Annotated in this window: 31 protein-coding genes and 1 riboswitch; of the genes, 5 read left to right on the top strand and 26 right to left on the bottom strand. The window is 41.3% G+C overall.

Annotation, left to right across the window (positions count from 1 at the left end):
* Positions 1 to 32: 32 nt before the first annotated feature.
* Together CSV76_RS17555 and CSV76_RS12170 are read right to left on the bottom strand one after the other, a co-directional pair.
* On the bottom strand, positions 33 to 182 hold the full coding sequence (locus tag CSV76_RS17555; RefSeq protein WP_099625737.1) for a hypothetical protein: 150 nt from the start codon (positions 180 to 182) through the stop codon (positions 33 to 35).
* Positions 183 to 540: 358 nt separating this feature from the next.
* Positions 541 to 906 (bottom strand): HesB/IscA family protein, encoded by a 366-nt coding sequence (locus CSV76_RS12170; RefSeq protein WP_085426793.1) that lies wholly within the window; start codon positions 904 to 906, stop codon positions 541 to 543.
* Positions 907 to 1,026: 120 nt separating this feature from the next.
* On the opposite strand from CSV76_RS12170, the gene CSV76_RS12165 reads away from it, so the two are divergent.
* A complete protein-coding gene (locus CSV76_RS12165) occupies positions 1,027 to 1,731 on the top strand; it encodes a DUF2225 domain-containing protein (protein ID WP_099625736.1) in 705 nt (234 codons plus the stop codon).
* A 60-nt stretch (positions 1,732 to 1,791) separates the two neighbouring features.
* Here the strand turns inward: CSV76_RS12165 and CSV76_RS12160 are convergent, their stop codons facing one another.
* Complete coding sequence (locus CSV76_RS12160; protein ID WP_085426795.1) at positions 1,792 to 2,031, bottom strand: NifU family protein; 240 nt, start codon at positions 2,029 to 2,031, stop codon at positions 1,792 to 1,794.
* Positions 2,032 to 2,114: 83 nt separating this feature from the next.
* On the opposite strand from CSV76_RS12160, the gene CSV76_RS12155 reads away from it, so the two are divergent.
* On the top strand, positions 2,115 to 2,441 hold the full coding sequence (locus tag CSV76_RS12155; RefSeq protein ID WP_085426796.1) for a YuzD family protein: 327 nt from the start codon (positions 2,115 to 2,117) through the stop codon (positions 2,439 to 2,441).
* Between the two features lie 163 nt (positions 2,442 to 2,604).
* On the opposite strand, the gene CSV76_RS12150 is transcribed toward CSV76_RS12155, so the two are convergent.
* Positions 2,605 to 3,672: an NAD(P)/FAD-dependent oxidoreductase gene (locus CSV76_RS12150; protein ID WP_085426797.1), complete on the bottom strand. Its 1,068-nt coding sequence runs from the start codon at positions 3,670 to 3,672 to the stop codon at positions 2,605 to 2,607.
* A 139-nt stretch (positions 3,673 to 3,811) separates the two neighbouring features.
* Here CSV76_RS12150 and CSV76_RS12145 point away from each other — a divergent pair, with 139 nt between their 5' ends.
* Complete coding sequence (locus CSV76_RS12145) at positions 3,812 to 4,048, top strand: YuzB family protein (protein ID WP_085426798.1); 237 nt, start codon at positions 3,812 to 3,814, stop codon at positions 4,046 to 4,048.
* 787 nt (positions 4,049 to 4,835) lie between these two features.
* Here CSV76_RS12145 and CSV76_RS12140 read toward each other — a convergent pair.
* The 14 genes from CSV76_RS12140 to CSV76_RS12085 form a co-directional block, all read right to left on the bottom strand.
* Positions 4,836 to 5,606, bottom strand: a complete 771-nt coding sequence (locus CSV76_RS12140) for a TIGR01457 family HAD-type hydrolase (protein WP_335696122.1) — start codon at positions 5,604 to 5,606, stop codon at positions 4,836 to 4,838.
* The gene (locus CSV76_RS12135; RefSeq protein WP_085426799.1) at positions 5,603 to 6,049 is read right to left on the bottom strand and encodes a DUF86 domain-containing protein; all 447 of its coding nucleotides are present in this window, start codon (positions 6,047 to 6,049) and stop codon (positions 5,603 to 5,605) included. Before CSV76_RS12135 ends, CSV76_RS12140 begins: the two co-directional genes overlap by 4 nt.
* 97 nt (positions 6,050 to 6,146) lie before the next feature.
* Complete coding sequence (locus tag CSV76_RS12130) at positions 6,147 to 6,500, bottom strand: YutD family protein (RefSeq protein WP_085428986.1); 354 nt, start codon at positions 6,498 to 6,500, stop codon at positions 6,147 to 6,149.
* Positions 6,501 to 6,518: 18 nt separating this feature from the next.
* Positions 6,519 to 7,484: a lipoyl synthase gene (gene lipA, locus CSV76_RS12125; protein ID WP_085426800.1), complete on the bottom strand. Its 966-nt coding sequence runs from the start codon at positions 7,482 to 7,484 to the stop codon at positions 6,519 to 6,521.
* Between the two features lie 158 nt (positions 7,485 to 7,642).
* Positions 7,643 to 7,780: a MetS family NSS transporter small subunit gene (locus CSV76_RS17130; RefSeq protein ID WP_232319588.1), complete on the bottom strand. Its 138-nt coding sequence runs from the start codon at positions 7,778 to 7,780 to the stop codon at positions 7,643 to 7,645.
* Positions 7,781 to 9,301 carry a sodium-dependent transporter gene (locus CSV76_RS12120; RefSeq protein ID WP_099625735.1) on the bottom strand — a complete coding sequence of 507 codons (1,521 nt, stop codon included), beginning with the start codon at positions 9,299 to 9,301 and terminating at the stop codon, positions 7,781 to 7,783. It abuts the gene before it with no gap.
* A 164-nt stretch (positions 9,302 to 9,465) separates the two neighbouring features.
* Entirely contained in the window at positions 9,466 to 11,034 is a 1,569-nt protein-coding gene (locus tag CSV76_RS12115) for a Na+/H+ antiporter NhaC family protein (RefSeq protein ID WP_085426802.1), read from the bottom strand.
* Between the two features lie 192 nt (positions 11,035 to 11,226).
* A riboswitch (Lysine riboswitch) is annotated at positions 11,227 to 11,402 on the bottom strand.
* A gap of 55 nt (positions 11,403 to 11,457) precedes the next feature.
* Positions 11,458 to 12,225 carry a sporulation protein YunB gene (gene yunB / locus CSV76_RS12110; protein WP_085426803.1) on the bottom strand — a complete coding sequence of 256 codons (768 nt, stop codon included), beginning with the start codon at positions 12,223 to 12,225 and terminating at the stop codon, positions 11,458 to 11,460.
* A 47-nt stretch (positions 12,226 to 12,272) separates the two neighbouring features.
* Positions 12,273 to 13,652, bottom strand: a complete 1,380-nt coding sequence (locus CSV76_RS12105) for a bifunctional metallophosphatase/5'-nucleotidase (protein ID WP_233192391.1) — start codon at positions 13,650 to 13,652, stop codon at positions 12,273 to 12,275.
* A 5-nt stretch (positions 13,653 to 13,657) separates the two neighbouring features.
* Complete coding sequence (locus tag CSV76_RS12100; RefSeq protein WP_085426805.1) at positions 13,658 to 14,482, bottom strand: sulfite exporter TauE/SafE family protein; 825 nt, start codon at positions 14,480 to 14,482, stop codon at positions 13,658 to 13,660.
* Positions 14,482 to 15,342, bottom strand: coding sequence for a DUF72 domain-containing protein (locus tag CSV76_RS12095; protein WP_099625733.1), 861 nt, complete (start codon positions 15,340 to 15,342; stop codon positions 14,482 to 14,484). Before CSV76_RS12095 ends, CSV76_RS12100 begins: the two co-directional genes overlap by 1 nt.
* Positions 15,343 to 15,515: 173 nt before the next feature.
* Positions 15,516 to 15,869, bottom strand: a complete 354-nt coding sequence (locus tag CSV76_RS12090; protein ID WP_085426807.1) for a rhodanese-like domain-containing protein — start codon at positions 15,867 to 15,869, stop codon at positions 15,516 to 15,518.
* Between the two features lie 15 nt (positions 15,870 to 15,884).
* The gene (locus CSV76_RS17345; protein WP_157129922.1) at positions 15,885 to 16,037 is read right to left on the bottom strand and encodes a hypothetical protein; all 153 of its coding nucleotides are present in this window, start codon (positions 16,035 to 16,037) and stop codon (positions 15,885 to 15,887) included.
* Positions 16,034 to 16,270, bottom strand: a complete 237-nt coding sequence (locus CSV76_RS12085) for a glutaredoxin family protein (RefSeq protein ID WP_085426808.1) — start codon at positions 16,268 to 16,270, stop codon at positions 16,034 to 16,036. Before CSV76_RS12085 ends, CSV76_RS17345 begins: the two co-directional genes overlap by 4 nt.
* A gap of 191 nt (positions 16,271 to 16,461) precedes the next feature.
* Here CSV76_RS12085 and CSV76_RS12080 point away from each other — a divergent pair, with 191 nt between their 5' ends.
* Positions 16,462 to 16,983, top strand: coding sequence for a coiled-coil domain-containing protein (locus CSV76_RS12080; RefSeq protein WP_158232799.1), 522 nt, complete (start codon positions 16,462 to 16,464; stop codon positions 16,981 to 16,983).
* Positions 16,984 to 17,061: 78 nt separating this feature from the next.
* On the opposite strand, the gene CSV76_RS12075 is transcribed toward CSV76_RS12080, so the two are convergent.
* Positions 17,062 to 18,042, bottom strand: a complete 981-nt coding sequence (locus CSV76_RS12075) for an NAD(P)H-dependent flavin oxidoreductase (protein WP_099625732.1) — start codon at positions 18,040 to 18,042, stop codon at positions 17,062 to 17,064.
* A 168-nt stretch (positions 18,043 to 18,210) separates the two neighbouring features.
* On the bottom strand, positions 18,211 to 18,684 hold the full coding sequence (locus CSV76_RS12070) for a MarR family winged helix-turn-helix transcriptional regulator (RefSeq protein ID WP_099625731.1): 474 nt from the start codon (positions 18,682 to 18,684) through the stop codon (positions 18,211 to 18,213).
* 187 nt (positions 18,685 to 18,871) lie between these two features.
* Here CSV76_RS12070 and CSV76_RS12065 point away from each other — a divergent pair, with 187 nt between their 5' ends.
* Positions 18,872 to 19,282, top strand: a complete 411-nt coding sequence (locus tag CSV76_RS12065; RefSeq protein WP_198166221.1) for a PaaI family thioesterase — start codon at positions 18,872 to 18,874, stop codon at positions 19,280 to 19,282.
* Between the two features lie 68 nt (positions 19,283 to 19,350).
* On the opposite strand, the gene sufB is transcribed toward CSV76_RS12065, so the two are convergent.
* The 6 genes from sufB to CSV76_RS12035 form a co-directional block, all read right to left on the bottom strand.
* Positions 19,351 to 20,748 (bottom strand): Fe-S cluster assembly protein SufB, encoded by a 1,398-nt coding sequence (sufB, locus tag CSV76_RS12060; RefSeq protein WP_085426811.1) that lies wholly within the window; start codon positions 20,746 to 20,748, stop codon positions 19,351 to 19,353.
* A 42-nt stretch (positions 20,749 to 20,790) separates the two neighbouring features.
* Positions 20,791 to 21,228: a Fe-S cluster assembly sulfur transfer protein SufU gene (gene sufU, locus CSV76_RS12055; RefSeq protein ID WP_085426812.1), complete on the bottom strand. Its 438-nt coding sequence runs from the start codon at positions 21,226 to 21,228 to the stop codon at positions 20,791 to 20,793.
* Positions 21,218 to 22,447, bottom strand: a complete 1,230-nt coding sequence (locus tag CSV76_RS12050; protein ID WP_099625730.1) for a cysteine desulfurase — start codon at positions 22,445 to 22,447, stop codon at positions 21,218 to 21,220. Before CSV76_RS12050 ends, sufU begins: the two co-directional genes overlap by 11 nt.
* A complete protein-coding gene (gene sufD / locus CSV76_RS12045; RefSeq protein WP_085426814.1) occupies positions 22,447 to 23,754 on the bottom strand; it encodes a Fe-S cluster assembly protein SufD in 1,308 nt (435 codons plus the stop codon). Before sufD ends, CSV76_RS12050 begins: the two co-directional genes overlap by 1 nt.
* Before the next feature lie 18 nt (positions 23,755 to 23,772).
* Positions 23,773 to 24,552: a Fe-S cluster assembly ATPase SufC gene (gene sufC, locus CSV76_RS12040; RefSeq protein ID WP_085426815.1), complete on the bottom strand. Its 780-nt coding sequence runs from the start codon at positions 24,550 to 24,552 to the stop codon at positions 23,773 to 23,775.
* 848 nt (positions 24,553 to 25,400) lie between these two features.
* Complete coding sequence (locus CSV76_RS12035; RefSeq protein ID WP_099625729.1) at positions 25,401 to 26,582, bottom strand: dicarboxylate/amino acid:cation symporter; 1,182 nt, start codon at positions 26,580 to 26,582, stop codon at positions 25,401 to 25,403.
* Positions 26,583 to 26,733: the final 151 nt, after the last annotated feature.

Raw genomic sequence — 26,733 nt, 5'->3', positions numbered from 1 at the left:
AGTTAATAATCGTAAAAACGTTATCCAAAATATTACTTTTCTTTTTGATTTTGCTTTTTCTCCAAATAATCCAAACGTATTTTTTCAAGTTGTTGTTTTTTATCAAATTGGGCTGGTTTATTTTTTTCATGATACTTCGCTACTGCCATCTTACCTTTGGAATCCAAATGATATTTCCCCATCGTATTCACCTACTTTTATATTATTTAAAGAGAATGTATTCAATACTTTTATATTAAAACTTTTACTACTCTACACTTGTACTATATTAGTGTATCGCTTTATTCGACATATAGCAGTAAAAACTTAATGAGTTCATGGATGAATGTATGCAAGAAATGATTTTCTATAATGCAGGCGACTTATTAAGCCGAGCCTTTATATTATTTTGATACGGTAGTCATTTAACTGCGGGACAACTTTGTCAGTTTCTAACTATATAAAAAAGCCTCTTTGACTTGTTCTGTTGTAGCAACAGACAAATCAAAGAGGTTTACTTTCTCACTTTTTTAGGATGATGCGAGTATTGCATTCCAACTGTTAATCGCATTCTGCAGGTGCGCCAGCTTTTTTAGCTGTTCTGAATGAAGTACCGCAACCACAGTTCGCAATCGCGTTTGGATTGTCGATCGTGAAACCGCCACCCATTAAAGATTCCTTATAATCCACTTTCGTACCTACGAGAATAGCTGCATCCTCTTCTTTCACCACTACAGGAATTCCGTGTGCTGTATAAGAAATATCATCTGCTTCTTTTTCTTGTGCAAAGCCTAGACCATATGTTAACCCGCTGCAACCTCCGCCATTAACGGAAACGCGCAAGAAAGAACCTTCTTCTTCATTGTGTTCCATCATCTTTTTCACGTGAAATGCTGCTGCTTCTGTAATTTCTACTGTATTTGTCATATCTACCACTCACTTTCCACGTTTTCTTTTTATCATATCAATCTTTTTCATCACAATGCAAACAAATAGTCCCCCTACTAGGTCTATTTTAATGTATAATAAGACTCAGGACAGAAAGGAATGATATTAGTGGAAATCAGCCCATTTTACGAGAAGAAAATGCATTGTTTACTTTGTAAAGAGCATTTTCCTACTACTAAAATCCGTTCACGCCAAGTAAGAGTAATCGACCACGATAGCGATTTTAGACCTATTTACATAGATAAGGAAATTAACCCTATTTTTTATAACGTTGCCGTTTGCCCACATTGCGGTTTTGCCTTCACTGATGATTTCGCTCCGTATTTTGCACCTGGCACAAAAGAAATGATCGCTGAAAATATAACAGCTAAATGGCATAGCCGGTCATTTGGAGGCGAACGTACAAAAAAGCAAGCAGTGGAAGCCTATAAATTAGCCTACCTAAGTGCCAACTTCAAAAAGGAAAAGCATTTAACTATGGCAGGCATGATGTTACGTATAGCTTGGATCTATCGGGAAGATGAAAATCTCCCTAAAGAAATGCGGTACCTAAAGATTTCCCGTGACCTATATATACAGGCATTCTCTGAAGGTGATTATATAGGAACACAAATGTCTGAGACCCGCGTACAATATCTAATTGCCGAACTATCTTGGCGTATCCATGATCGTGCAGAAGCCATTCGAAACTTTTCTCGTGTCATCGAAACACAAAAAAGATCGACTGAACCTAAGATAATCCAAATGGCCAAAGATCGTTGGCAAGAAATTCGGGATGAAGAAGCCGTTCCTAAAACAAGTTGAATAATGAAAGCCGTGCAAAGAAGATAAAACTTCATTTACACGGCTTTTCTCTTGGTGAAATTAAAAGACCTGTTCTACTTCTACTACACCTGGTACTTCTTCAAGTAATGCGCGCTCAATACCAGCTTTTAATGTAATTGTTGAACTCGGGCATGTTCCGCAAGCTCCTAAAAGGCGCAGCTTCACAATTCCTTCGTCAATATCCACTAATTCGCAGTCCCCACCGTCTCGCAAAAGGAATGGACGTAATTTATTTAGCACTTCTGTTACGGGCTCATATAATTTAGTATCTGTTGTCATTGTAATCACACTCTCCTTTCCTTATACTTATTATAAACTGCCAAGCAGAAAAAATCCAATAATGAATCGGAGGATTGACTAATATGTCACAATCACCTGCAACAATTGAAGTTTATGGAGCAGAAATCATCTGCGCAAGTTGTGTAAATGCACCTTCTTCTAAAGATACGTATGAATGGCTTGAGGCGGCAATTTCAAGAAAGTACCCTGACCAGCCTTTTACTATTACGTATATCGATATTGATCAAGAATTAGCAGAATCTCGCCAGCAAGAAATTGCAGAAAAAATCCGGGATGATGAGTACTTTTATCCACTTGTACTGATTAATGACGAAATGATTGGCGAAGGTCATATCCAGCTGAAGCCTGTTTTTAATGCATTGGAATCACATGGTTACCACGCAGGATAAATTGATAATTTGCTTGATTAATTGAGAACACGAAATCTATATATTTGAAGAAGCGACACGTTCTTGGTGAACATGTCGCTTCTTTTGTATGTACTTACTAGCTCCGGAAAATAATGCATAAGAAGAAGCCACCTCTTTTGAAGTGACTTTTACATACCCCATATTAGCCATTATGCCATTTGTACATCCATAGCAAACCAGATTTCATTAGACGTGCGATTCTGCCGGTAACAGTACGATCTGCCAAGTATGCAAATCCTTGTTTCTTTCCTAATGAACCCATGAAGCCTTTTAGTTTTAATTCAGGCATTTCAAGCATCAGTGGTTCACCCTTCCAAGTAGAGCGTAGTACTTGAACAATTTGCTCTCCTTGTACTTCAGCCAACTGAGCGCTTGGTGCGTGTGGAAGCGCAGCAATATCCCCTACAACGTAAATATTAGGATAGCTCGGAATTTGGTGATATTGATTGAGTACAATTCGGCCTGAACGGTCTTTTTGAACGATTAAATCATCCACAACTTTACCTGGTTTAATACCAGCCGTCCAAACGACTGCGTCTACATCAATCGTATCTTCATGGTTATATAGGACATGTTCGCCCACTTTCGTGATGTTTGAATTCGCAACGACTTCTACTTCGTTCTGATCAAACCATCCTTTGACGAAGTTACTCAATCGCTCAGGGAAGTCTCGTAAAATACGTGGGCTACGGTCGAATAATTTAATATTCAAGTCAGGACGACTCTCACGCAATTCACTAGCTAACTCGATCCCACTTAGTCCAGCGCCTACAATTCCTACCGTTGCACCACCGCCTAAACCTAGCAATGTCTGATACGTCTTACGTGATTTACCGATTGTTTGGATACTCAGTGTGTGTTCAGCAGCACCAGGCACGTTGTGATAATTGTCTTCGCTACCTAGTCCTATAACCAATTCATCGTAAGGTAGTGCTCGTCCATCTGCTAATAATACTTCTTGTTCTTCGGGCTTGATCTCTTGAATTTCGCCTTCTACCACTTTCAATTGTTCATGAACTGGAATCGCTACGCGAACATCCGAGTCAGGAACCGTTCCTGCTGCCAGTGCATAAAATTCAGTTTTCAAACTATGAAACAGGGTTCTATCGACAAGTGTAATTTCGATATCAGTTGATAATTCTTTATTTAGCAAACGCAATAAAATTCTCATATTACCATAGCCGGCACCTAGTAAAAGTAATTTTCTCATTATGTTCTCCTTCTATGTCTATTTTTCTCGTGCATCTCATTTGCTATTATAGCAGTTTGTGATGACTTTCACAATATGCCAAGTTCATTGACGCATTTGCAAAAAAAGAGTACCATTTCTAGTAGGCGAGGTGAGAAAGATGAATCCCATCGTGGAGTTTTGTATCAGTAATTTGGCCAATGGTTCCTACCCTGTATTTGAGGCGTTGGAGCGTGATCCGAACGTTGACGTGTTGGAATATGGTTGTTTGAGCTATTGTACGAAGTGTAGTGATACGTTGTATGCGCTAGTTAATGGTGAACTTGTCGAAGCGGATACTGCGGATGAATTGACGAAGCGTATTTATCAGTTCATTGAGGAGAATCCACTTTTTTAATACAAATAGAATGCTTGAGACGTTTGGGAAGTGTAGTGCTTCTTGGACGTCTTTTTTCAATCCCTGATAGATGATGGAATTAAGGAGTAAATTGGTGAGTACGATAAGGTCAAAAGCAAGAGCTTAGGAATAGTGAGTGAGTTTGAGAGTGGTTCGGGATGGAAGCTCCAGCGTCCAGCTTTCGCTCATAGAATCCGTTTGAGCGCTCATAGAACTCATTTTGCGCTCTATTACACGCACAATCCGCTCTATCAGACGCCACGAGTGCTCATAGATTCATCTAAGTGATCATAGAACCTGGATAACCGCTCATAGCCTCGAAAGCTCAACATTATTTACAATCCTAAGTTTAATGCACAAAAAAAGTATCACCCACTCGCATTGCAAGGGATTGAAGCTCCAGCGTCCAGCTTTCGCTCATAGAATCCGTTTGAGCGCTCATAGAACACTTTTTGTGCTCTATAGCACACACTATCCGCTCTATCAGACGCCACGAGTGCTCATAGATTCATCTAAGTGATCATAGAACCTGGATAACCGCTCATAGCCTCGCAAGCTCAACATTAATCACAACCATAACTTCAATGCACAACAAAAAGTATCAACCACTCGCATTGCAAGGGATTGGAGCGAAAGCCGTAGCGAAGGACGGCTTTTTCGAGTAAAAGCGAAGCGTTAGGAGCACATGTTGGCACTAAATCCCCACGCCAACACTCTGTCAGCTACTCATTTGCGCATTAAAAAAGTTACCCAGGGAGTCTATGTACTAAGACTCCCGGATAACTTTTTAGTTAATTGGCCAATCTGCAAGTGAGTTCAGTAGATACGTGGGTTGCTGTGCTTTTTCTAGCACTTCTTCCATTGGTGTGACCCCTGTCGCAACGTACGCCGTGTCGATACCGTAGCGGATGCCCGCCATGATGTCTGTATCGTAGTTGTCGCCGATGAGGATCATATCTTCTTTCTTGTACATCCCCTGCTGCTGGATGAACTCCAGCATATGCGGCTCGGGCTTTCCTACGATGAGTGGCTTTGTTTCAGTTGCTGCTTCCATCATTTTTAAGAACGAACCGTTACCTGGTACGAGTCCCTTTTCGGTCGGGAATTTGACGTCTTGATTGGTGCCTAAGAAATGTGCACCGCTACGTATCGCCAGACAGGCATCCGCGAGTTTGCCGTATGTAATCTGGCGGTCAAGTCCCATTAAGACGACATCGGGATTCGTCGTGGTAATGTTGATGTGCTCGATTTCTAGCGCTTCTCGCAATCCTGCTTCACCAATCATCATCACGTTAGCGCCTGCGTAATGTAGGGCACAGTAACGCGCCAGTGCAGTCGCTGAATTCATGATGTAATCGACTTCTGTCTGTACCCCAAAACTCGCTAGTTTCTCCTGTTGAGCAGTGCGTGTAAGAGCCGCGTTGTTCGTAATAAAGTATGTGTCCTTGCCTTGCGCTTGGCACGTTGCAACGAAATCTACAGCTTCCTGTATCGGTTCAGTCCCTCTATACATCGTGCCATCCAAATCGAAGCAATAGGCTTTATATTGTTTCATCATTCAGTTGGTAGAAACGCCGAGACTGGGCCTAATTCATTCGTTAAGTAGTCACGGACTTGTCCTGGGAATTGTTTTAGTTCTTTGGATGTATCGCGAATCGATGTCTCTACTTTACTTGAGTCGACCTCTACGAATTGACGCACAATCATTGGACGTAAAGAGATGAAAGCTTTCAGAGGCACAGCTTGCTCAGATTGAATGACTTTTTCATCTTCAAGAATATCAATGATATCGTCGTAACTACCTGGATCACGCATGATGAATCCGTCGATCATAGAATTACCTACATCAATAATTCCTTCAATTAAGCCATGTGCAATCCGCTCTAAAGCTAGTTTATTTACTTCGCTTTGCTGCCAGTCCGTTTCCTTTTCAAACGTATTGATCAACTGCTCCATATACACTAATGTTTTATTGATTTCATTTTGATCTACAAAATACATACTGTTCTTCCTCCTCGTATACTTCATGTTCCTATCTTACCATATTTTCAGCCAGACGAATAAAAGCTCCGAGCAAATTTGCTCGAAGCCTTCATTTTTATTGTTGTTCTTTAGGAGCAGATTCGGCTTCAGGTTTTACTTCTTCCACTACTTCTGCTTCTATCGGTTCAGGCTTTACTTTTCCAATCTTCTTCAAGATGAAATAAGCGCAGCCAAAGTTGCAGTATTCATAGATATAATCTTGGACAGTACTAATTTTTGTTTCGTAAGTGGATTTGGAATTACGATCTTCAAAAAAGCCTTTTAATCGTAATTGTCCATATCCCCAGTCGCCCAAAATAAAGTCATACTTTAACAGTACTTCGCTAAAACGTTCATTCAAGGCCTCTTCATCGAAACCTTCGCGAAACTCTTCTACGATTTCATACTGCATGTTCTCTAAAATAACCATACTCTGCTTCACTTCCATTTAACTGCTCGCTTGTCCTTCAAGTTTCAGCAGCTCGTCACCTTGGCGCTGTTTCTCTTTAGCCGAAGCATTTACTTGCTCGTCTGCGTGGTAGCTTGAGCGTACAAGCGGCCCCGCCTCACAATGAGAGAATCCTTTAGTCATTGCGATTTTACGCAATTCACCAAACTCATCAGGCGAATAATACTTTACCACTTTTGCGTGTTTTTTTGTTGGTTGTAAGTACTGACCAATTGTCATGATATCTACGTCATGCGCACGAAGATCATCCATTGTCTCAATGATCTCTTCCACAGTCTCTCCAAGTCCGACCATCAATGAAGACTTCGTCGGAATCTCAGGATACATTTCTTTCGCACGTTGAAGTAGTTCAAGTGAACGATCATACGTTGCACGCGCGCGAATTCTTGGAGTCAAGCGACGCACAGTTTCAATATTATGGTTTAATATATCTGGTTTTGCATCCATCAAACGTTGCAAGTTTTCTTTATCTCCACCCATATCTGAAGGCAATACTTCAATAGATGTAAATGGATTTTTTCTACGAATTGCACGGATCGTTTCCGCAAAAATAGCAGAGCCGCCATCTTTGAGATCATCACGCGCAACAGCCGTGACTACAGCGTGTTTCAAGTTCATCAATTCAACTGATTCCGCTACACGTTCTGGTTCAGCAGTGTCCAGTTCATTTGGTAGACCTGTTTTAACTGCACAAAAACGGCATGCGCGTGTACATACAGCACCGAGGATCATGAAAGTAGCTGTACGTCGCTCTCCCCAGCACTCGTGAATGTTTGGACAACGTGCTTCTTCACACACAGTATTCAAGTTTTTCTCGCGCATTAACTTCTTTAAACCTGTATAGTTCTCATTGGTGTTTAGCTTAATCTTCAGCCAATCCGGCTTTCTAACATGCTCAGATTTTCTTCCTGTCTCAGGTTTGCATGACAACGCTACCGACTCCATTCTGTTGATAGATTCTACTCATGTCAATGTAACATAAATTCAGATAAGCTTCAATTATATATGACACAGATTATACATGACAATAAAAGTGAAATTAGTGACGCTTCACTATTAAAAAAACACCTGCAACCAACTAGCTGGCTGCAGGTGTAGATCGTTTACTGTTCAACTTTGAACTTCTTTTTGAACTTGCTGAGGATTGTAGCATAAAAGATGCTAATAAATAGACCGCCCCAGATGATCGTCACTCCGACTAGCATCATAAGGATTGCAGAACCGCTCATTCCTGTATCCATTTATAGCCCCCCTTTGTCTTCATCGTAATCTGATGTAATTCTTGTGTTGTTTCTCCATTTTAATGATGTGAATACAATCGACATCACAAATGCGCCTATCGCTACTGGCCATCCGATCGTCCATAAGAACGACGTTGGATACCCTTCATAGTTTTCAGCAATATTGTCTTTGATTAGGAAGAATAACATAGTACCTAATACGATAGGAGTGATGAATGAAAGTGAAACCTTCCACCACCATCCAAGTCGAATATCTGATACTGCATTGGCATGTTGTTCGAACACTCCGAGTTTGCGGAATACCCAAGCTAGTAAGAAAACTTCAACTAAACCGATGACTGCAATACCGAATTGGTTAATGAAGTAATCTGCTACATCTAGGAAGTACAAACCGCCATTTGTAGCGTATAGCAAAGAAATCACTGCTGAGAGACCGACACCAATAGTTACTGAACGACGTCTTGAAATATTGAATTTATCTGACATACCCGCGATATATGTTTCAGTAATGGAGATTAGTGAAGTAATACCCGCAAGTGTCAATGACAGGAAGAAGAATGCGCCGAACAGGCCATTTAATCCTGGCATTTGATTGATAATTTCAGGGAACACGACAAAGGCTAAACCTACACCCGCTGTCGCAACGTCTGCTACATCTACCCCTTGATTCGTTGCCATGAATCCTAGTACTGCGAATACCCCGATACCTGCTAATAACTCAACAGAAGAGTTCGCAAAACCTGTGATGAATGCGTTATTCGTAATATCCGATTTCTTCGGCAAATAACTAGAATACGTAATCATGATCGCAAAGGCAATCGATAAACTGAAGAAGATATGTCCATATGCGGCAACCCATACACGCGGATTCAATAATTTTTCGACATCCGGTTTAAAGAATGCATCAAGTCCTACCATAGCTCCGTCAAGTGTGATGGCACGGATGACGACGAATAAGAATAGAAGGAATAGAACAGGAATAAATATTCGGTTCGCCAACTCGATCCCTTTCTTGACTCCACCGATCAAGATGATGTAACAAATAATCCAAACGAATAGTAGTGGCAATGCTACGCCTCCTACAATCCCTCCGACATCTCCTGGGTTATCCGCTAATTTCAGAACATCACCGAAGAAGAATGCTTCGGGTTCTTTTCCCCAAGATAAGTTAAATGAATAGATCGTGTATTTCATTGCCCATGCAATGATCACAGCATAGTAAGTGGAGATGACGAACGATACGAAAATCCCCCACCATCCTAGAAACTCTGCCTTCTTACCATTTAAACGGAAGAATGAAAGAGGTGCGGATCCACGATATTTATGACCAATTGTAAATTCCATGATCAGAATCGGGATACCCGCTGTTAAAAGTGCAAATAAGTACGGGATAAAGAATGCGCCACCGCCATTTTCATAGGCGACATAAGGAAAGCGCCAGATATTTCCGAGTCCGACAGCAGACCCGATTGCAGCCAATATAAAACCGGCCCTTGTTCCCCATTGTGAGCGTGTTTCCATTAAACACTCTCCTCTCTTTTTGTTATTTCACAAAACTTGTTACCATTCGATATATTCTGAAAACTCCAGTTCCGTATATTTAGTATAAACAGCAGAATAGTAGATGTCAAAACAAATTTGGACTAAGAATGAAGTATTCTTCACCCTTAGTCCAAACCGTAAAATTATGCTATTCGCGCAGCGCGTTGTTTTCCTTTTGCGTTCCAGTATGTGAATAAAACTATCAAGATAATAATAACTGCTACGAGTCCAATCCAAACTGAACCAGTAATTCCTAGAACAATATAACCAATCGCTGAAACACTCGCAGCAACGAGTGCGTAAGGCAATTGTGTAGAGACGTGATCCATGTGATTACACCCTGCACCAGTGGAAGATAAGATGGTTGTATCGGAAATCGGTGAACAATGATCTCCGAATACCGCACCAGCAAGAACTGCTGCTAATGCTGGTAATAATAGTTCAGGTGCTGCATTGACCATGATCGTCCCTGCGATCGGCATCAAGATACCAAACGACCCCCATGACGTACCTGTTGAAAATGCCATTAATCCCGCTAATACGAAAATCAGTACTGGAAGGAATGCGACCGGAATATTCAATTGCTCTACCATTGCAGAAAGGAATAGTCCTGTATCAAGCGATGCAATAAGTTCCGTCAATCCCCAAGCAAAGATTAAGATTAAAATCGCAGGCATCATCGCTTTTACGCCACTTACAAATGCGCGTCCCATCCATGAAACGCTTGCTGTTTCGTTCTCTTTCATTTGTAGTGTATATAACAACATAGCTAGTAATGTAGCTGTAGTACCACCAATTACCAAGGAGAACGGTACATCCGTGTTTTCGAAGATAGCCCAAATATCAAAGATACCTGCTTCTTTATAACCCGTATAAATCATCATGCCAAGCGTTACCACAATCAATGTCACGATTGGCGCAACTAAATCACGTACTTTACCGTGTGTATGCTCTGGAAATTCTTCCTTTAGCTGACCAGGTATTTCTTTATTTTGGTCAAACAGTTCGCCTTCATTCATGGCACGATCTTCATGCTTCTTCATTTCAAAGAAGTCATTATTCGTCCAAGCGAAGAAGAAGACCATGGACAATGTCGCGATGACATAAAAATTCATCGGCGCCATCATGACGAATGCAGTCAACGGTGAATAGCTGACCGCTGCTGTCGTACCTAAAATAAGTGCTAGTTGTCCAATCAAAAACGCGCCCCAACTGGATATAGGTGACACGACACAGATAGGTGCTGACGTAGAATCAATGAAATATGCTAGTTTTGCACGAGAGATCTTATGCTGATCCGTAATAGGTCTTGCAATCTGGCCAACTGCCAATGCATTGAAGTAATCGTCTACAAATATGGCAATACCGAGCGCCATTGTCAGTAGCTTTGCGCCACGTTTTGTACGAATACGCGTGACAGCCCAGCGCGCAAATGCTGCACTTCCTCCGGATAGACTAACAAATGCCGTAATGACACCTAGTAATAATAGAAATAACATAATAAATATATTATACGTATTGAGTCCGCCATCCCAAAATGAAACTGTCATGGCTCTCCATACACCTTTTAGTGTCTCGAACGGAGCAAAGTTCGCTAAAAGTAAAGCTGCTGTAACAATTCCCGCTCCTAATGATAATAATACTCTCCTCGTCGCTAACACCATCACGATGGCGATAATAGGAGGCAAAATAGAGACCCACGTTCCGATCATTGTAATTCCTCCTCTTTCAAGTTGCTAGATAATATCGAAATGCAGAAGATCTTTCGAAGAGTGGAATGCTGACAATATTTTGTATTTCTGAATTTTCTCCACAAAAATAGCCCACTCCACAAGTACTAACGCACGTGTAGGAGTCGGCTGACCAGTTGAACAAGCAATATGTTAATAAATCATAGTTCAATTGGCTATTGTAGCTCTCCATACATTTGTCGCTGTATGACAGTGTCATTCCTCTTTGAAATGACCCCAACTTGAGAAGCAGACTCTTCTCAAACTTCGGCATTGCTTCCTTTCACTCGCGGTCATAGACGTCACTCTCTCGCTAGGTACTTATAAACAATGCAGCCTCTACGTAAGTCTCGATATTCTTCTGTACTTAGTGTAGCAATAATCGACATCGTTCACAACACCCTTTTACTCGGTCTTCTCAAGGGGAACCTCGATTTGTGCTGGCATTTGCTCTCCTTTCGAATAAATTTGCGGTACCTTCCCTCTAATCAAGCCAATAGCGATAGGGATTTTCTGCTCTACGACACTCTTGCTTGTCGCTAATGGAACGATGATCTGTACATTCACTTTCAACAACAAATTTACTTCTACATAGGCATTGTTAATACCGAATTCTCGTATATCAGTTTCAACATTTGCATGTACATCCCCTACAACATGGAAACGGATAGGAATTTTTGGACCCAAGTTACCAATTAAGGGAATATTGGTTGCTTGCCCAAGTGGAACAAAAAACACGATGCCCTGTTCCTTTTGCATACGATCGGGATTGTATTCAAGATCGCCAAGTGGCGGTAGCATATCCAGATCTCCGCCCTCTGCTCGCTCTAGATGATCTTCTACGAGCTGATGTATTTCGGACATAACTTGGCTAATGATTTCTGCATTGAACTTCGTCGTCACCGTGTCGGTTGTATCGTCGGGGACGTTTTCAATAATTTCATTGACATCATAGACACTGGTAGATCGATTATTGATTGCCTGGCTGATGACGTGACTGGCTATTTTCTGGGTTTGCACTTCGGCGTACTGTGTATAGATCGGCGTTAGTTGTTTGTTGACGGTATAGAAAAATATCGCCACCCCTACTAAAACGGTTGGGATGACAAATCGTAGTATGGTTTTGCCATAATTGTGTCTCTTTGGCCGTTTTTGATTCGTATAAAACCGCATAAAAACGCCTCCTACATCACATTATGCGAAGTAGGAGGCATACATAACTAGCGTTCATTGAAATATTTTCTGCCGTACCAACCGAGTACATCACGAAGCATTTCCGGCATGACATATTCTTTCTTTGCTTCTTTTAATAAAGGATAGAAAAAGCCGAACGTGAACATATCAAGCGTCGCCAGTGTGTAGTTTTCCCCAGGCTTCACTAATCGATTTCCGGCGAATAATTGCCCTTCATGATTGACATATAAATGCTCATGAATCATGCTGCCCATTAATGTACCACGGAAACCAAGCCCCTTGATTGGAAGCTCTGTCCACTTTGGATCAAGCGATTGCTCGTAGATTGTCAGCAGTTCTGCCCCATCTAAATGAACAAGACATGGATTGATGGGATGCGGTAATAAGGAATGTAAGTCACCTTTTGTAATCCATCCTTCCTCTAGACTACCAAGGAAAATCCCTGCATTAAATAATGCACAGTCAGCATCCAAATAGTCGAGTAACGCCCGACCAAACAGTGAAGATAATGGACTATCTCCTGTTAAACGCTGTGATAACGGTGAAGGATTATAAAATACCGGGACTTGTAAAGTTTCTTCCCCTTCAGCAAATAAATCATTCACCTGTTTTATGTCTTCTTCGGACATTTCCATCATTTGCGTTGGGAACACTTCTGCTTTCATATGAATCACTTGATTCGTCATGCGGTCCACATCTACTTGCACATGTCCGACATAATGACCGAACTTTTCAGCAGCCGCGATCAATGTGTCATCAAACCATTCACCGTTTTGCAATAAATGATGTGTATGGCCGCCCAAAATAACATCAATTTCTGGGCATTGTTCAGCTAGCAGACGATCTTCATGAATACCTAAATGGGAGAGGCAAACAATCACATCACATTGAGGGCGCAAGTTACGCGCTACTTCTTGTAATGCTATATGCGGTTCAGTAACACTCCAGCCTAGTTGTTCATAAAACGCGTAATACGGAGCTGTAGCCCCTATAACACCGACACGCACGCCTTCTGCAGTCTCAAACACTTTAGACGTTTTTGCCCAGTGAGGCAGCTCTCCATCTTGATATTTTAAGTTGCAGAGCACTACATCGAAATTCGCATCTTCATATAATGTATTCAACGCTTCCTTGGACATGGTGATTCCTTCATTGTTGCCGATCGTTACAGCGTGGTATCCTGATTTATTTAATAATTCCACATTTCCTTTACCTTCTGTTCCTTCTGTGAATGGGTGAGATCTGTCAATATGGTCTCCGATATCAAATAAAAAACATGCTTCGCCATTGTCTGCCGCTTGCTGCTTACGCTGCGAGAGGAAATGGCGAATTTGCGGCCAGTTTTCAAAATGACTATGTACATCATTCGTATGATAAATGTGAATTGTCGCTACGGTTTCCTTCATAAGTGTCAACCCCAAATCCCTTCATAAATGGAACGCAGTCCAAAGATGAGTAAAATGATGCGTATGACTAAAACCAAAGTTTCTGATTTCATTCTGCTATTTAAGTACGCTCCGAGCATCCCGCCAAAATAAGCTCCTGGCACAACAGGAATCGTATAGAGCCATGGTACGTGACCTAGTGAAATATGTGAAATCGAGTTGACGATGGCTGATAAAAATACCATGAGCATCGATGTCGCGACAGCCACGTGTGGTGGGAACAAGAATAGTAAAATCATGGCTGGCACTATCATCGTACCTCCACCAATTCCGAATAATCCCGAAGTAAATCCAATGAATAATGCTAGTAGAATCGCAAACCATATTGGATAGCCATAGATATGTGTTTTGCCCTGCGGATCAGTAAACTTCATTTTCTTGCCATTGTCAACAAACCATCGAATCGGTTTTAAATATTTTCTTGTTAATAACAGTGTAGATAAAACAATGAGCAATATACCAAAATATAAATTAAATGATTGCAAACTCAAGTTTTTATTAATCAACGCACCGATTATGATGCCCGGAATACTCGCTACAAAAAATAGAAATGCGCTTTTATAATCAATAGTTTTGACTTTCATATATGAAACTGTCGAACCAAGTCCGTTCGCGATCATCATAATGACCGACAAACCGACTACACTCTGCGGCGTAATATCGGGAATCATGCCGAGGTTCAGACCGACAAACAATGTCACTGGAACTAAAATGGTTCCGCCTCCAAGGCCTGCGATGGAACCAATTACACCCGATGCCAATCCAATTAAAGCGAGTACTACAAATTCCATTACTGATCCTCCTCAAACAAATCCATTTGCTTCGTAAGCGGCTGACCATATTCTATGTTGACTAAACTTGCAAACTGTTTAGCGTTCTTGGCTGCATGCTGACCAGAGTTATTATTAAAAATGACAAAAACTTCTTCTGCTTGCTTCTCGAGATGTTTGACGATTTCACTCATACTCTCTAATTCTTTATTGTTATAATCATAAAGATAGCGCACTTTACGCCATGCTTTACTATCCCCCATCGTATTGACCCAACCTTTATCATTCCGTCCGTGGAGACGTAACAGCACTTTTTTATCCGTCGCAATCGGTACAAGTGGCACACTTCCATCTCCCACTTGCGGCTCATCGCAGACGACATGAATGACGTTTAGACCGTTCAAGAAATCCAGTGTCTTCTCTCGATATGCAGGTGAGTACCAAGTTTGATTGCGAAATTCGACGGCAATGGGCAACGGTTGTAATTGTTCGTGAACATAACGAATGCGTTCGACGTTTTCCTTCTTGCAATCGAACCAAGGTGGAAACTGTACAAGCACCATCGCAAGCTTACCCGCTTCGACAAATGACGTCATCGACAATTTAAATTGTGTGAACATCTCTTCTTCAGAATCATACGGTAGTTTTCCACGCTGATGACCTGTGATGCCTTGATACGCTTTCACAACAAATTGGAAATTAGCAGGCGTTTCCTCATTCCACTTATCCATTACTTTCTTTGATTGTATCGCATAAAACGTCGAATCTAGCTCAACAATCGGAAAATGTTTACTATAATCTACAAGTTTTTTATTCGCAACTGTATTTTCATTATATAGGCTTGGATGGTCTCCCCATCCAGTCAGGCCAACATGTATCATGGAAAGTCCCCCTCCTTTTACCTTTAACTTAGTGTATCATATCTTATGTATTTTCGGAAAAATCGTACGTGCAGACTAGGCTTTACTCTATTGTATTTCACTTGATGTAATTGGTTTCATTTCCAATTAAAAAAGCGTCTCGAGATAAGATTCTCGAAACGCTTCTTCTATCATTAGCCTTGCCACGCGCTCATTCCACCACGTACATTCGTTACATTCACGAACCCTGCTTTTTTCAGCTGTGTTGCCGCATTTGAACTGCGCATGCCGCTTTGACAGATGACTATGACTTCTTGATCTTTCTTCAATGTCCCCATTTTATTCGAAAGTAGATTCAATGGGATATTCTTAAATTCCTTTATATGACGTCCTGTATATTCTGCCGGTGAACGTACATCGATTAACTGGACGTTCCGCTCATTCAGTCTATCTTTTAATTGTTCAGTCGAAATTGTTTGCACACCTTTTGCAGGTTTCATTCGCCAAACTACTAAGCCGACGATGAGTGCTATAATAATCCATCCCATACTTGGCGCCTCCTATTAGTGAGTCCATTCTATGATGACGAGGATCACACCCATCACCGCAAATGCTATGTTGCCAATACAAAAGCGTGGAAATAACTTCTTTTCCATCTCTTCAGCCGTTTGAATTGTGCAGCCTCGGTTAAATACAATCTGTTTGAATTTATTCATGCGTCGAGTGCAGCTTGAATACTTGCTGGATCAAAGCCAATTATCCATTTACCATTCAGCTGTGTTTGTGGAACGCCCATCTGACCCGTTATTTCCATTAGACGCTCACCTTCTTCAGGATTTGTAGAGACATTGATCGTCTCGTAAGGTACATGGATTTCATCTAGATAATTCGTCATCATCGTACAATAAGGGCAAGTAGATGACACATATACAGTTGCTTTTTCAGACATGTAAAAAACTCCTCTCCATTTGTTTATATATGTATTATATACCCCGTAAGGTATATAATCAATGAATTGATTTAGCAATAGGATGGTGTTTGTCTTTCATATAATACATGCTATTATATAGAGAGGATCAATTACATACGAAAGGATGGAGGAAAATGAGTGACGTTCTATTGCACCAAATTTTGAGCGAAATGAAAAGCATTAAAACTGACGTCTCTGAGATTAAGTTAGATGTTAGTGCACTCAAGTCAGATGTTAGTACGCTTAAGTCAGACGTTAGTACGCTCAAGTCAGATGTTAGTACACTCAAATCAGACGTTAGTACGCTTAAGTCAGATGTTAGTACACTCAAATCAGACGTTAGTACGCTTAAGTCGGATGTTAGTACACTCAAGTCGGATGTTAGTACGCTTAAGTCAGATGTTGGCACACTCACGTCGGACGTTGAAATACTCAAGACTAATGTCGATGTCCTTAATACAGAAATGGTAGAAGTGAAAAAGGAACAGCAACTGACAAATAAACGGTTATCTTCTATGGAAAGTAAACAGGATATTATCTACCAGCAAACTGGATCCTTAATGGAAACACAAACCAAAACCCTCTCTTTACTCGAACAACTCCAATCAGATGTTGAATTCACCTATCAAAAAACCGCGATGAATGATTTAAAAATCAACCGTATTGAAACACATTCCATTCACAAACACTAAGTAGACAAATAAAAAACAAGCGTGTCTGGATGGACATACTTGTTTTTTATCGTAAATCGATTTATTTTTCCCTCTGTATTACCTGCTCGCTGTGTTCACTCGATCTCCTACCAACCGATCCTTTGCCTCATTGTATTGCTGAGCCAATTGCGCGACGTAATCTTTTGTAGGTTGTACTTTATCGATGATACCAATTCCTTGTCCACAACCCCAAATATCTTTCCAAGCTTTTTGACCCGCATCCCCACCGAAGTTCATTTTACTCGGATCACTTTCTGGCAAGTTTTCAGGGTCTAAGCCCGATGCACGAATAGATGTAGCTAAATAATTCCCGTGGATACCTGTGAAGTAATTGCTATACACGATATCATCCGAAGTTGCGTCTACAATTGCTTGTTTATATTCGTCAACTGCTCTTGCTTCTTCAGTGGCGATGAATGGCGATCCGATGTATGCAAAGTCTGCACCCATTGCTTCAGCAGCTAATACGCTTCCGCCAGTTGCGATGGAACCCCCTAGCACTAGTGGTCCATCAAACCATTCACGGATTTCTTGAATGAGTGCGAACGGGCTTTTCGGACCAGCATGACCACCCGCTCCTGCCGCTACCGCAATTAAACCATCTGCCCCTTTTTCAATAGCTTTTTTCGCGAACATATTATTGATGACATCATGCAAAACGATACCACCGTAACTATGCGCTGCCTCATAGACATCTTCCCTCGCACCAAGAGATGTAATAATGATCGGAACTTTATACTTTACACACAGCTCCATATCTTCTTGCAATCTTTCGTTGGATCGGTGAACGATTTGGTTGATCGCAAATGGTGCGGCTGGTTTAGTAGGGTTTTTGGCATTATAGTCCGCTAATTCTTCTGTAATCTCAATCAACCACTCTTCAAATTGTGCAACTGGTCTTGCGTTTAGAGATGGCATAGAACCAATTATTCCTGCTTTACATTGCTCAATCACAGTCTTAGGATTACTAATAATAAACATCGGGGAAGCAATCACCGGAAGACTCATACTGTTTTTCAATTCTACTAAATTCATCATAAACACCCTCCTTTTATCGTAAGCGCTTTCAAAATGTGTTCTGTGTATATCTGTTACTAACGTAAAAACCGTACTCTTCAAAACTCCTACATCGTCAATACATGTATATACATGTATTTTACTTGATTTTTTTGAGTTGTCAATCAATTTATGAATGAAGATTCATTTTCATGTCGATAAACTTTTGATCTCTTCTATTACTTTCTGTAATGAAGCCAACTTCTCCAGCAAATCCATATACTCTGTTTTGCCAATAGAGCCTTCAATTTGTTCCTGTACTTGCATCCAAATAGGTGTAGCGTTATTTAATTTCTCATACCCTACATCTGTTAACGTAACGACTTTTATTCGCGAATCCTGTTTCGCTCTCTTGATCTGTACATATCCTGAATCGTTTAAAATATTTAAGTTACGCGTGACGGTCGTTTGATCCAACAACATAATCTCGCCTAATTTACTAATGGATATGTCTGGCGTTGCATAAATATTGCCTAGCATATAATATTGGGTGATTTTTAATCCAGTAGGTTTTAACAGTTGGTTGTACAGTTGTGTAAGTGAACCGGATACCGTACGGAGATTAGCACTGGCGCATACATCAATAATATATTTTGCTTGTTCTTGATCCAAATCCTTTTTCACGACACTCACCCCTTCTTTCAAATGTAGATAGCTAACTTTCTAATGAGCCTTGACAATTTATCCAACACTATATTAGGGTACATGTACGCATATTCTTTTTACAGTTGGGTTCATAGCAGTATGCGTTACACATATATGTATATACATGTAATAGAAGTATATCATGGAAATGGAGGGTAAGAAGAGGATGAAAGAACTTAATTTATTGGACGGTTTGGACTTAGAAGATACGCTGATTGGTGCATTGGGAATTACCTTTAAAGAACTAGATCCAGACAAAGTCGTCTGTGAAATGCCGGTTGGACCGAAAACCGTTCAACCGATGGGATTACTGCATGGAGGCGCGTCCGTGGCGCTCGCTGAGACAGCTGCTAGCATTGCCGCCGCTTTAAACTTGAATCCAGAGACACATTATCCAGTTGGGCTAGAAATCAATGCGAATCATATACGGGGTAAAAAAGATGGCATAGTTACTGCTACCGCCACCCCTTTCCATAGGGGCCGCACCTCAATGGTTTGGGACATCCAAATTACAGATGAAGCAGGTAAATTAATCAGTGTGTCCAGATGCACAATTGCCGTTGTTGAGAAAAAATAGGTCAAGCTACTATCTTCACATAAAAAAACCCTGTTCGCACCAGTAGATGCGAACAGGGTTTAATTGTATTATCCGATTGAACCTTCCATCTCGAACTTGATCAGACGGTTCATCTCTACCGCATATTCCATCGGTAGTTCTTTTGTAAATGGCTCGATGAAGCCCATTACGATCATTTCTGTTGCTTCCAATTCAGGAATACCACGGCTCATCAAATAGAAGAGCTGCTCCTCGGAAACTTTTGATACTTTTGCTTCGTGTTCCAATGAAATATTGTTATTCAAGATTTCATTGTATGGAATTGTATCTGAAGTAGATAGTTTATCCATGATCAACGTATCACACTCAATGTTGGCACGTGCTCCGTCCGCATTACGTCCGAAGTGGACAACTCCGCGATACGTTACTTTTCCGCCGTGTTGAGAGATAGATTTTGAAACAATAGTAGAAGACGTATTAGGTGCCAAGTGCATCATTTTCGCGCCGGCATCCTGGTGCTGTCCTTTACCTGCTAATGCGATGGATAAAGTCAAACCACGTGAGCCTTCACCTTTTAGGATGACTGCTGGGTACTTCATCGTCAATTTAGAACCAATGTTGCCATCGATCCATTCCATTGTCGCATTTTGCTCACATACCGCACGCTTCGTTACCAAGTTGTAGACGTTGTTCGCCCAGTTTTGGATTGTCGTGTAACGGCAATATGCATCTTTTTTGATGATGATTTCAACAACCGCACTGTGTAGAGAGTTTGTTGTGTAAACAGGTGCTGTACAACCTTCTACGTAGTGAACGCTTGCGCCTTCGTCTACGATGATCATTGTACGCTCGAACTGTCCCATGTTTTCCGAGTTAATACGGAAATACGCTTGTAGCGGTGTTTCTACTTTTACGCCAGGCGGTACATAGATAAATGATCCACCAGACCATACAGCAGAGTTCAACGCTGAGAATTTATTATCCGAGTTTGGAATAACTGTACCCCAATACTGCTTGAATAACTCTTCGTTTTCACGAAGTGCAGAATCCGTGTCTTTAAAGACAATTCCAAGATCTGTTAGTTCTTCTTTCATATTGTGATAAACTACCTCAGATTCATACTGTGCAGATACACCTGCCAAGTATTTTTGTTCTGCTTCAGGAATACCTAGTTTATCAAACGTACGCTTGATTTCTTCAGGTACTTCATCCCAAGAAGTTTCTGCACCTTCAGATGGTTTTACGTAGTACGTGATTTCATCAAATTTCAATGAATTCAAGTCTCCGCCCCATTGTGGCATTGGCTTACTGTAGAAGATCTCAAGAGACTTCAGACGGTAATCCAACATCCATTGTGGTTCACTTTTCATTCCAGAAATTTCTTCTACGATTTCGCGTGTCAGTCCACGTTCTGAACGGAACACCGAAACGTCCTTATCACTGAAACCATATTTGTAATCGCCGATTTCCGGCATCTGTTTTGCCATTACTATTCCTCCGTCCCATAATTGCTCGTACTATGGCCAAGGTCACTGCGACTCGCCAGAGACTCCCTTTTCCATCGCCTTCCAGCTCAATGTTGCACATTTTATGCGGGCAGGGAATTGCGCGACACCCGATAGTGCTTCTAAGTCGTCAAGATCAATCGACTCATCAATATCTTTGCCTAGCATCATATTTGAAAAAGTATGAGCTAATTGCAATGCGCGCTCTGTTGTTTCACCTTTAATCATCTGTGTCATCATGGAAGCAGATGCCATTGAAATGGAACATCCTTCGCCTTCAAACTTAACATCCTTGACGATGTCGTCTTCTACGTTCATTGTTAAACGGATGACGTCACCACAAGTTGGATTGTTCATGTCGATTGTAACATTACCATTCTCCAAGACGCCTTTGTTTTTCGGGTGTTTATAGTGCTCCATAATTACAGAACGATAAAGTTGATCTAATTTATTAGTAGACATCGTTAAAATACTCCTTTGTTGTGCGAAGTCCTTCCACGAGGCGATCTACGTCATCAGTGGTGTTGTAAAGATAGAAGCTAGCACGTGCTGTCGAAGAAACTTGTAACCATTTCATCAACGGTTGTGCACAATGGTGACCTGCACGAACAGCTATACCATTCATATCGAGTACAGTAGCAACATCGTGAGGATGGACGTCATCCAAATTGAATGTGACCAATCCTGCGCGCTTTTCTGGATCTCTTGGACCGTAAATGGTCAAACCGTCGATTTCAGACATTTTATCCATAGCATAACCAGCTAGTTCGTGTTCATGCTTTTCGATAGCATCCAAACCGATTTCTTCCAGGAAGTCGATGGCTGCACCGAGTCCGATAGCTCCTGCAATAATAGGTGTGCCACCTTCAAATTTCCAAGGCAACTCTTTCCATGTGGATTCGTATAATCCGACAAAATCAATCATTTCGCCGCCGAATTCGATAGGTTCCATATTATTGAGCAAATCCTTCTTACCGTAGAGGACACCGATACCGGTAGGTCCACACATTTTGTGTCCGGAAAATGCAAGGAAGTCGCAATCTAGATTCTGTACATCTATTTTTAAATGTGGAGCTGCTTGTGCAGCATCCACACACATCACTGCGCCATGTTGATGGGCAATTTTTGTGATTTCTTCAATCGGATTCATCGTACCGAGGACGTTGGAAACATACATGATCGAAACAATTTTCGTTTTGTCTGTAATGGTTTCCCGTACTTTATCAAGTGATAATGTACCGTCTTCTTCTAAGTCAATATATTTTAACACGGCGCCAGTTTCTTTTGCGAGCTGTTGCCACGGAATAATATTGGAATGGTGCTCCATATGTGTAATGACGATCTCGTCACCTTCCGAGACATTGGCACGGCCATAACTTTGCGCAACAGTGTTGATAGCTGTTGTTGTACCGCGCATGAAGATCACTTCTTGCGTAGATTTGGCATTAATGAATTTTCGGACTTTCTCGCGAGCACCTTCATAGCCGTCTGTCGCGCGATTCCCAAGTGTATGCACCCCACGGTGAACATTCGAGTTATCAAAGCGATAGTAGCGATCCAGTGCCTCAATTACTTGAACAGGCTTTTGTGATGTAGCCGCACTATCCAAGTAGACAAGAGGATGTCCATTGACTTCTTGGTCTAATATAGGGAAATGATTGCGGATGTCTTTGCTGAGCATTAGCGCACTTTCCTTTCAATAACCTCCGTCAATTGTTTTCTAACTCCTGCGATTGGCAATTTGCTAACGACTGGAGCTAAGAAACCATGAATGATGAGGCGTTCTGCTTCTTCTTGTGTAATACCGCGGCTCATTAGATAGAACATTTGTAGAGGATCTACACGTCCTACTGAAGCTGCGTGACCTGCTGTTACATCGTCTTCATCGATGAGTAAAATCGGGTTTGCGTCTCCGCGCCCTCTTTCACCCAACATCAGAATACGTGACTCTTGCACTGCGTTAGAACGAGTAGCGCCTTTTGCGATACGACCGATTCCATTAAAGATGGCAGTAGAGTTTTCTTTCATTACACCGTGCTTCAAAATGAAAGCGTCTGTATCAAGTCCCCAGTGTACGATTTCAGATGTGAAGTTTTGTTTCTGGTTACCGCGTCCGACGACTACGGATTTCATATCACTAGATGAACCGTCACCTACTAAATGCGTGATGTTTTCAGAAATCGTATTGCTGTCGTTCATCAGTCCAAGCGCCCACTCAATGCGTGCGTGAGGTCCAGTAACACCGCGACGGTTGACATAAGTTGTCATACCTTCTGCTAATACGTCGACTGCACCGTAGACAATTTTCGCATTCGCCATAGCAAATACTTCAGATACAATGTTCGCTTGAGTTGCCGCATGCTCGATAGTAGAAAGATAGCTTTCTACATATGTTACTTGGCTGTTTTCCTCTGCGACAATTACTACGTGGTTAAATAATGAAGCTTCTTCATTATCGTGAATGAAGAGTACTTGCAGTGGATCTTCGATAACTACGTTTTTAGGTACGTAGACAAATACTCCACCGTTGATCAATGCTGCGTGAAGAGCTGTTAATTTATGCTCATCCACTTTCACACCATTAGTCATCAAGTGTTTCTGCAACAACTCACTGTGTTCGCGTGATGCCGTGAAGATATCCGTCATAATAACGCCTTGTGACTTCAGATCTTCTGACAATGAAAGGTATGCAGGTGTGTTATTGTGCTGCACGTAAATGTTTTGTTGTTGTTCGTCATCAATCAATGCTTTCGCTTCTGTTGGCATTTCTTCCAAGCCCGCGAAGATTGAGCTTTCAACTGTATGTGAAGGGAATTCCGTGAAATTCCACTTTGTAATCTTAGTTTTATCTGGTCTTGGCATTTCGAGTACTTCAGCTTTAGCTAGAGCATTCGAACGAAAATCTGCCATCCAAGCAGCTTCCTCCACTTTTGCGGAATAAGAGCGGACGTCTTGTTCGGTCAATGCCAATGTTGTTTCAACCGTCATTTTGAGTCGTCCCCTTTCTTATGCTTCTTGTCCAACAGTTTCGTCTTCGATACCTAGCTCTTCTTTGATCCAGTCATATCCTTCAACTTCAAGTTTCTTGGCCAATTCAGAACCACCAGTTTTAACGATTTTACCTTGCATGATGATATGCACTTTGTCCGGCGTGATGTAGTCTAACAAACGCTGGTAGTGAGTGATGATCAAGCAACCAAAACCTTCACCGCGCATTTGGTTGATTCCGTTAGAAACAATTTTCAATGCGTCGATATCTAGACCTGAGTCAATTTCGTCAAGTACTGCAAACTTTGGTTTCAACATCATTAGCTGGAGAATTTCATTACGCTTTTTCTCTCCACCAGAGAAACCTTCGTTTAAATAACGAGTTGCCATATCTTCTTCCATTTCAAGAACTTCCATCTTGCTATCCATTTCACGAATAAATTTCATCAATGAAATTTCATCGCCTTCTTCACGACGTGCGTTCACTCCAGAACGGAGGAAGTCTGCGTTCGTTACGCCAGTGATTTCACTTGGATATTGCATTGCTAGGAATAGACCTGCTCTTGCGCGCTCATCTACTTCCATTGCTAATACGTCTTCTCCATCAATTGTAATTGATCCAGAAGTGACTTCATATTTCGGGTGACCCATGATTGCTGATGCAAGCGTAGATTTCCCCGTACCATTGGGACCCATGATTGCATGGATCTCATTTGTATTTATTGTTAAGGTAACACCCTTTAAGATTTCTTTGTCCTCAATTTGGACATGAAGATCTTTAATTTCCAAAATTGCCATTCCAATACCTCCAGTATGATCACGTTGAATGGTTTATCCATTCTCTATTTAGTATCATTCTAATCTTAACTCATATTCGAGTTGGTTGCAAATCTTTAAGAATCATTACAAATATTGAATAATATCATTGGCAGCTTGTGGCTGGCTGCGTTTTTCTTGTTATTTATTTTTCAATTGACTACTAGTGAATGAGAATCAACTGTAGATTGGTACATAAGAATTAGATGAGAAAATAAAGTTGATTGAAAAATGATGAAGTTAGAACTTTTTATGCAGGTTGAGTTTAAAAGCGATTGCTTGGGCATAGTTAGTTACTTAGTAAATGGTTCGGGATGGAAGCTCCAGTTGGGGGACGCTTTCCCATGGGCCCGCGGTGAGCCAACCAGTTCGCTGCGCTCTCTTTGGTTGTCTCACCTGATCGGGCTGATCCTGCGGGAAGAGCCGTAACGAAGAACGGCTTTTGCGAGTAAAAGCGAAGCGTTAGGAGCACATCTTTGCACTTCGCCCCCAACTTCCGCTTCCATCCTACTTTGATAGTACAGGTACTTAGATTATTCATTGAACTAAGTATTTGAATAATTGTTATGTTTAAAATTAGTTCAAGTACAAGTTCAAGTTCAAGTTCAAGTTCAAAGTAGAGTACAATTCTAGCTTTAATGCACTATGAATAAGTTTTACCTACTTACATTGTGAAGATAAGCGTAGCATTGGAATAGATTTTTGCACTCGAAATCCCTACTTCAACACTATGCCACCTTTCCCCTATTTCCTATACTTTTGCAAGTCAAAAAGGAGCTGTCACTCTTCGTCATTTGAAATAATGGCGAAGGGGCAGCTCCTTTATATCTCTATACTTTTTTAGTGAAGCGGTCGACGATCATTGCAAGTGCGCCGTCGCCTGTTACGTTTGTTGCTGTTCCGAAGCTATCTTGTGCTAGGTATAATGCGATCATTAATGCTACCATGCCGTCGGTGAATCCAAGCATAGTCGTCAGAAGTCCAGTTGCGGCAACGACTGCACCACCCGGTACTCCCGGAGCTGCGATCATTGTAACACCTAGCATAAAGATGAATTGCAAGTACGCACCAAAGCTAACGTCGAACCCGTTCATCAGCATAACCCCGATTGAACAAGAGACGATGGTAATTGTACTACCTGACAGGTGAATCGTTGCGAATAACGGAACCGCGAAGTTCGTTACGCGTTCTGAAGCACCTGTCTTTTTCGCCTGGCGTAGCGTAACCGGAATCGTTGCAGCAGAAGACTGAGTTCCGATGGCTGTTAAATACGCAGGTAGCATCGTTTTCATTAACATAAACGGATTACGTTTGTTCAATGTTCCCGCCACTGTGTATTGGAAAGTCAGCATGATCAAATGAAGTGCAATAATCATAATGAAAACGAATACGAAGACAGAAAGCACGTTTGCTACTTCCCCTGTATACGTCATATTCAGGAAAATCCCGAAAATATGGAATGGTAGTAATGGTATGATTACAACGGAAATAACCTTATCAATAATCAAATTAAACTCATCAAAAAATGATAACATCGTCTTTCCTTTGATTGCTGCCATGCCAATTCCAAGTAAAAATGCTAGCAATAGTGCTGTCATGATCCCCATCATTGGATCCATTTCCATTTCAAAGAATGCGACTCCAGCTTCACGTGCGCCCTCTGCAATGTCCGTATTAGTCGTTGGTTGAATAAAGTTCGGTAATATATTTGTTGCTGCAAAATACGCAAGCAATCCAGCGATAATTGTAGAGCCATAAGCAAACGCAGCAGACATGCCTAGTAGTTTGCCTGAACCTGCCCCGAGCTTTGCAATACTTGGTGCGATAAACGCGATGATGATCAGTGGAACTACAAAGTTCAAGAATCCACCGAATAACATATTAAATGTGGCTGCTAAACGAACGAACCAATGCGCAAATCCTTCATGGATCGTCGGCAATAACAAGCCTAGTCCAATTGCCAGGGCAATGGCAATCAAAATTCGCCAAATAAGCCCTAATTTAAACTTCACAATACGTCCTCCTCAAATACACATATGTATTACTCAAACAAAATTAACTTTACCACATGTCGAAAGAATAAAGAAGATTTTGTTTGGGGTTAATGTAAATTTATTTAGAGGTCGTGGGTTGTCTATGAGCGGTTATGGGAGGTCTATGAGC

Origin of the sequence: Sporosarcina sp. P17b (genome assembly GCF_002743115.1) — a bacterium.
Lineage (GTDB): Bacteria > Bacillota > Bacilli > Bacillales_A > Planococcaceae > Sporosarcina > Sporosarcina ureae_C.
Note: the sequence above shows the minus strand (reverse complement) of the source record. Positions and strands in the feature narration are given on the sequence as shown.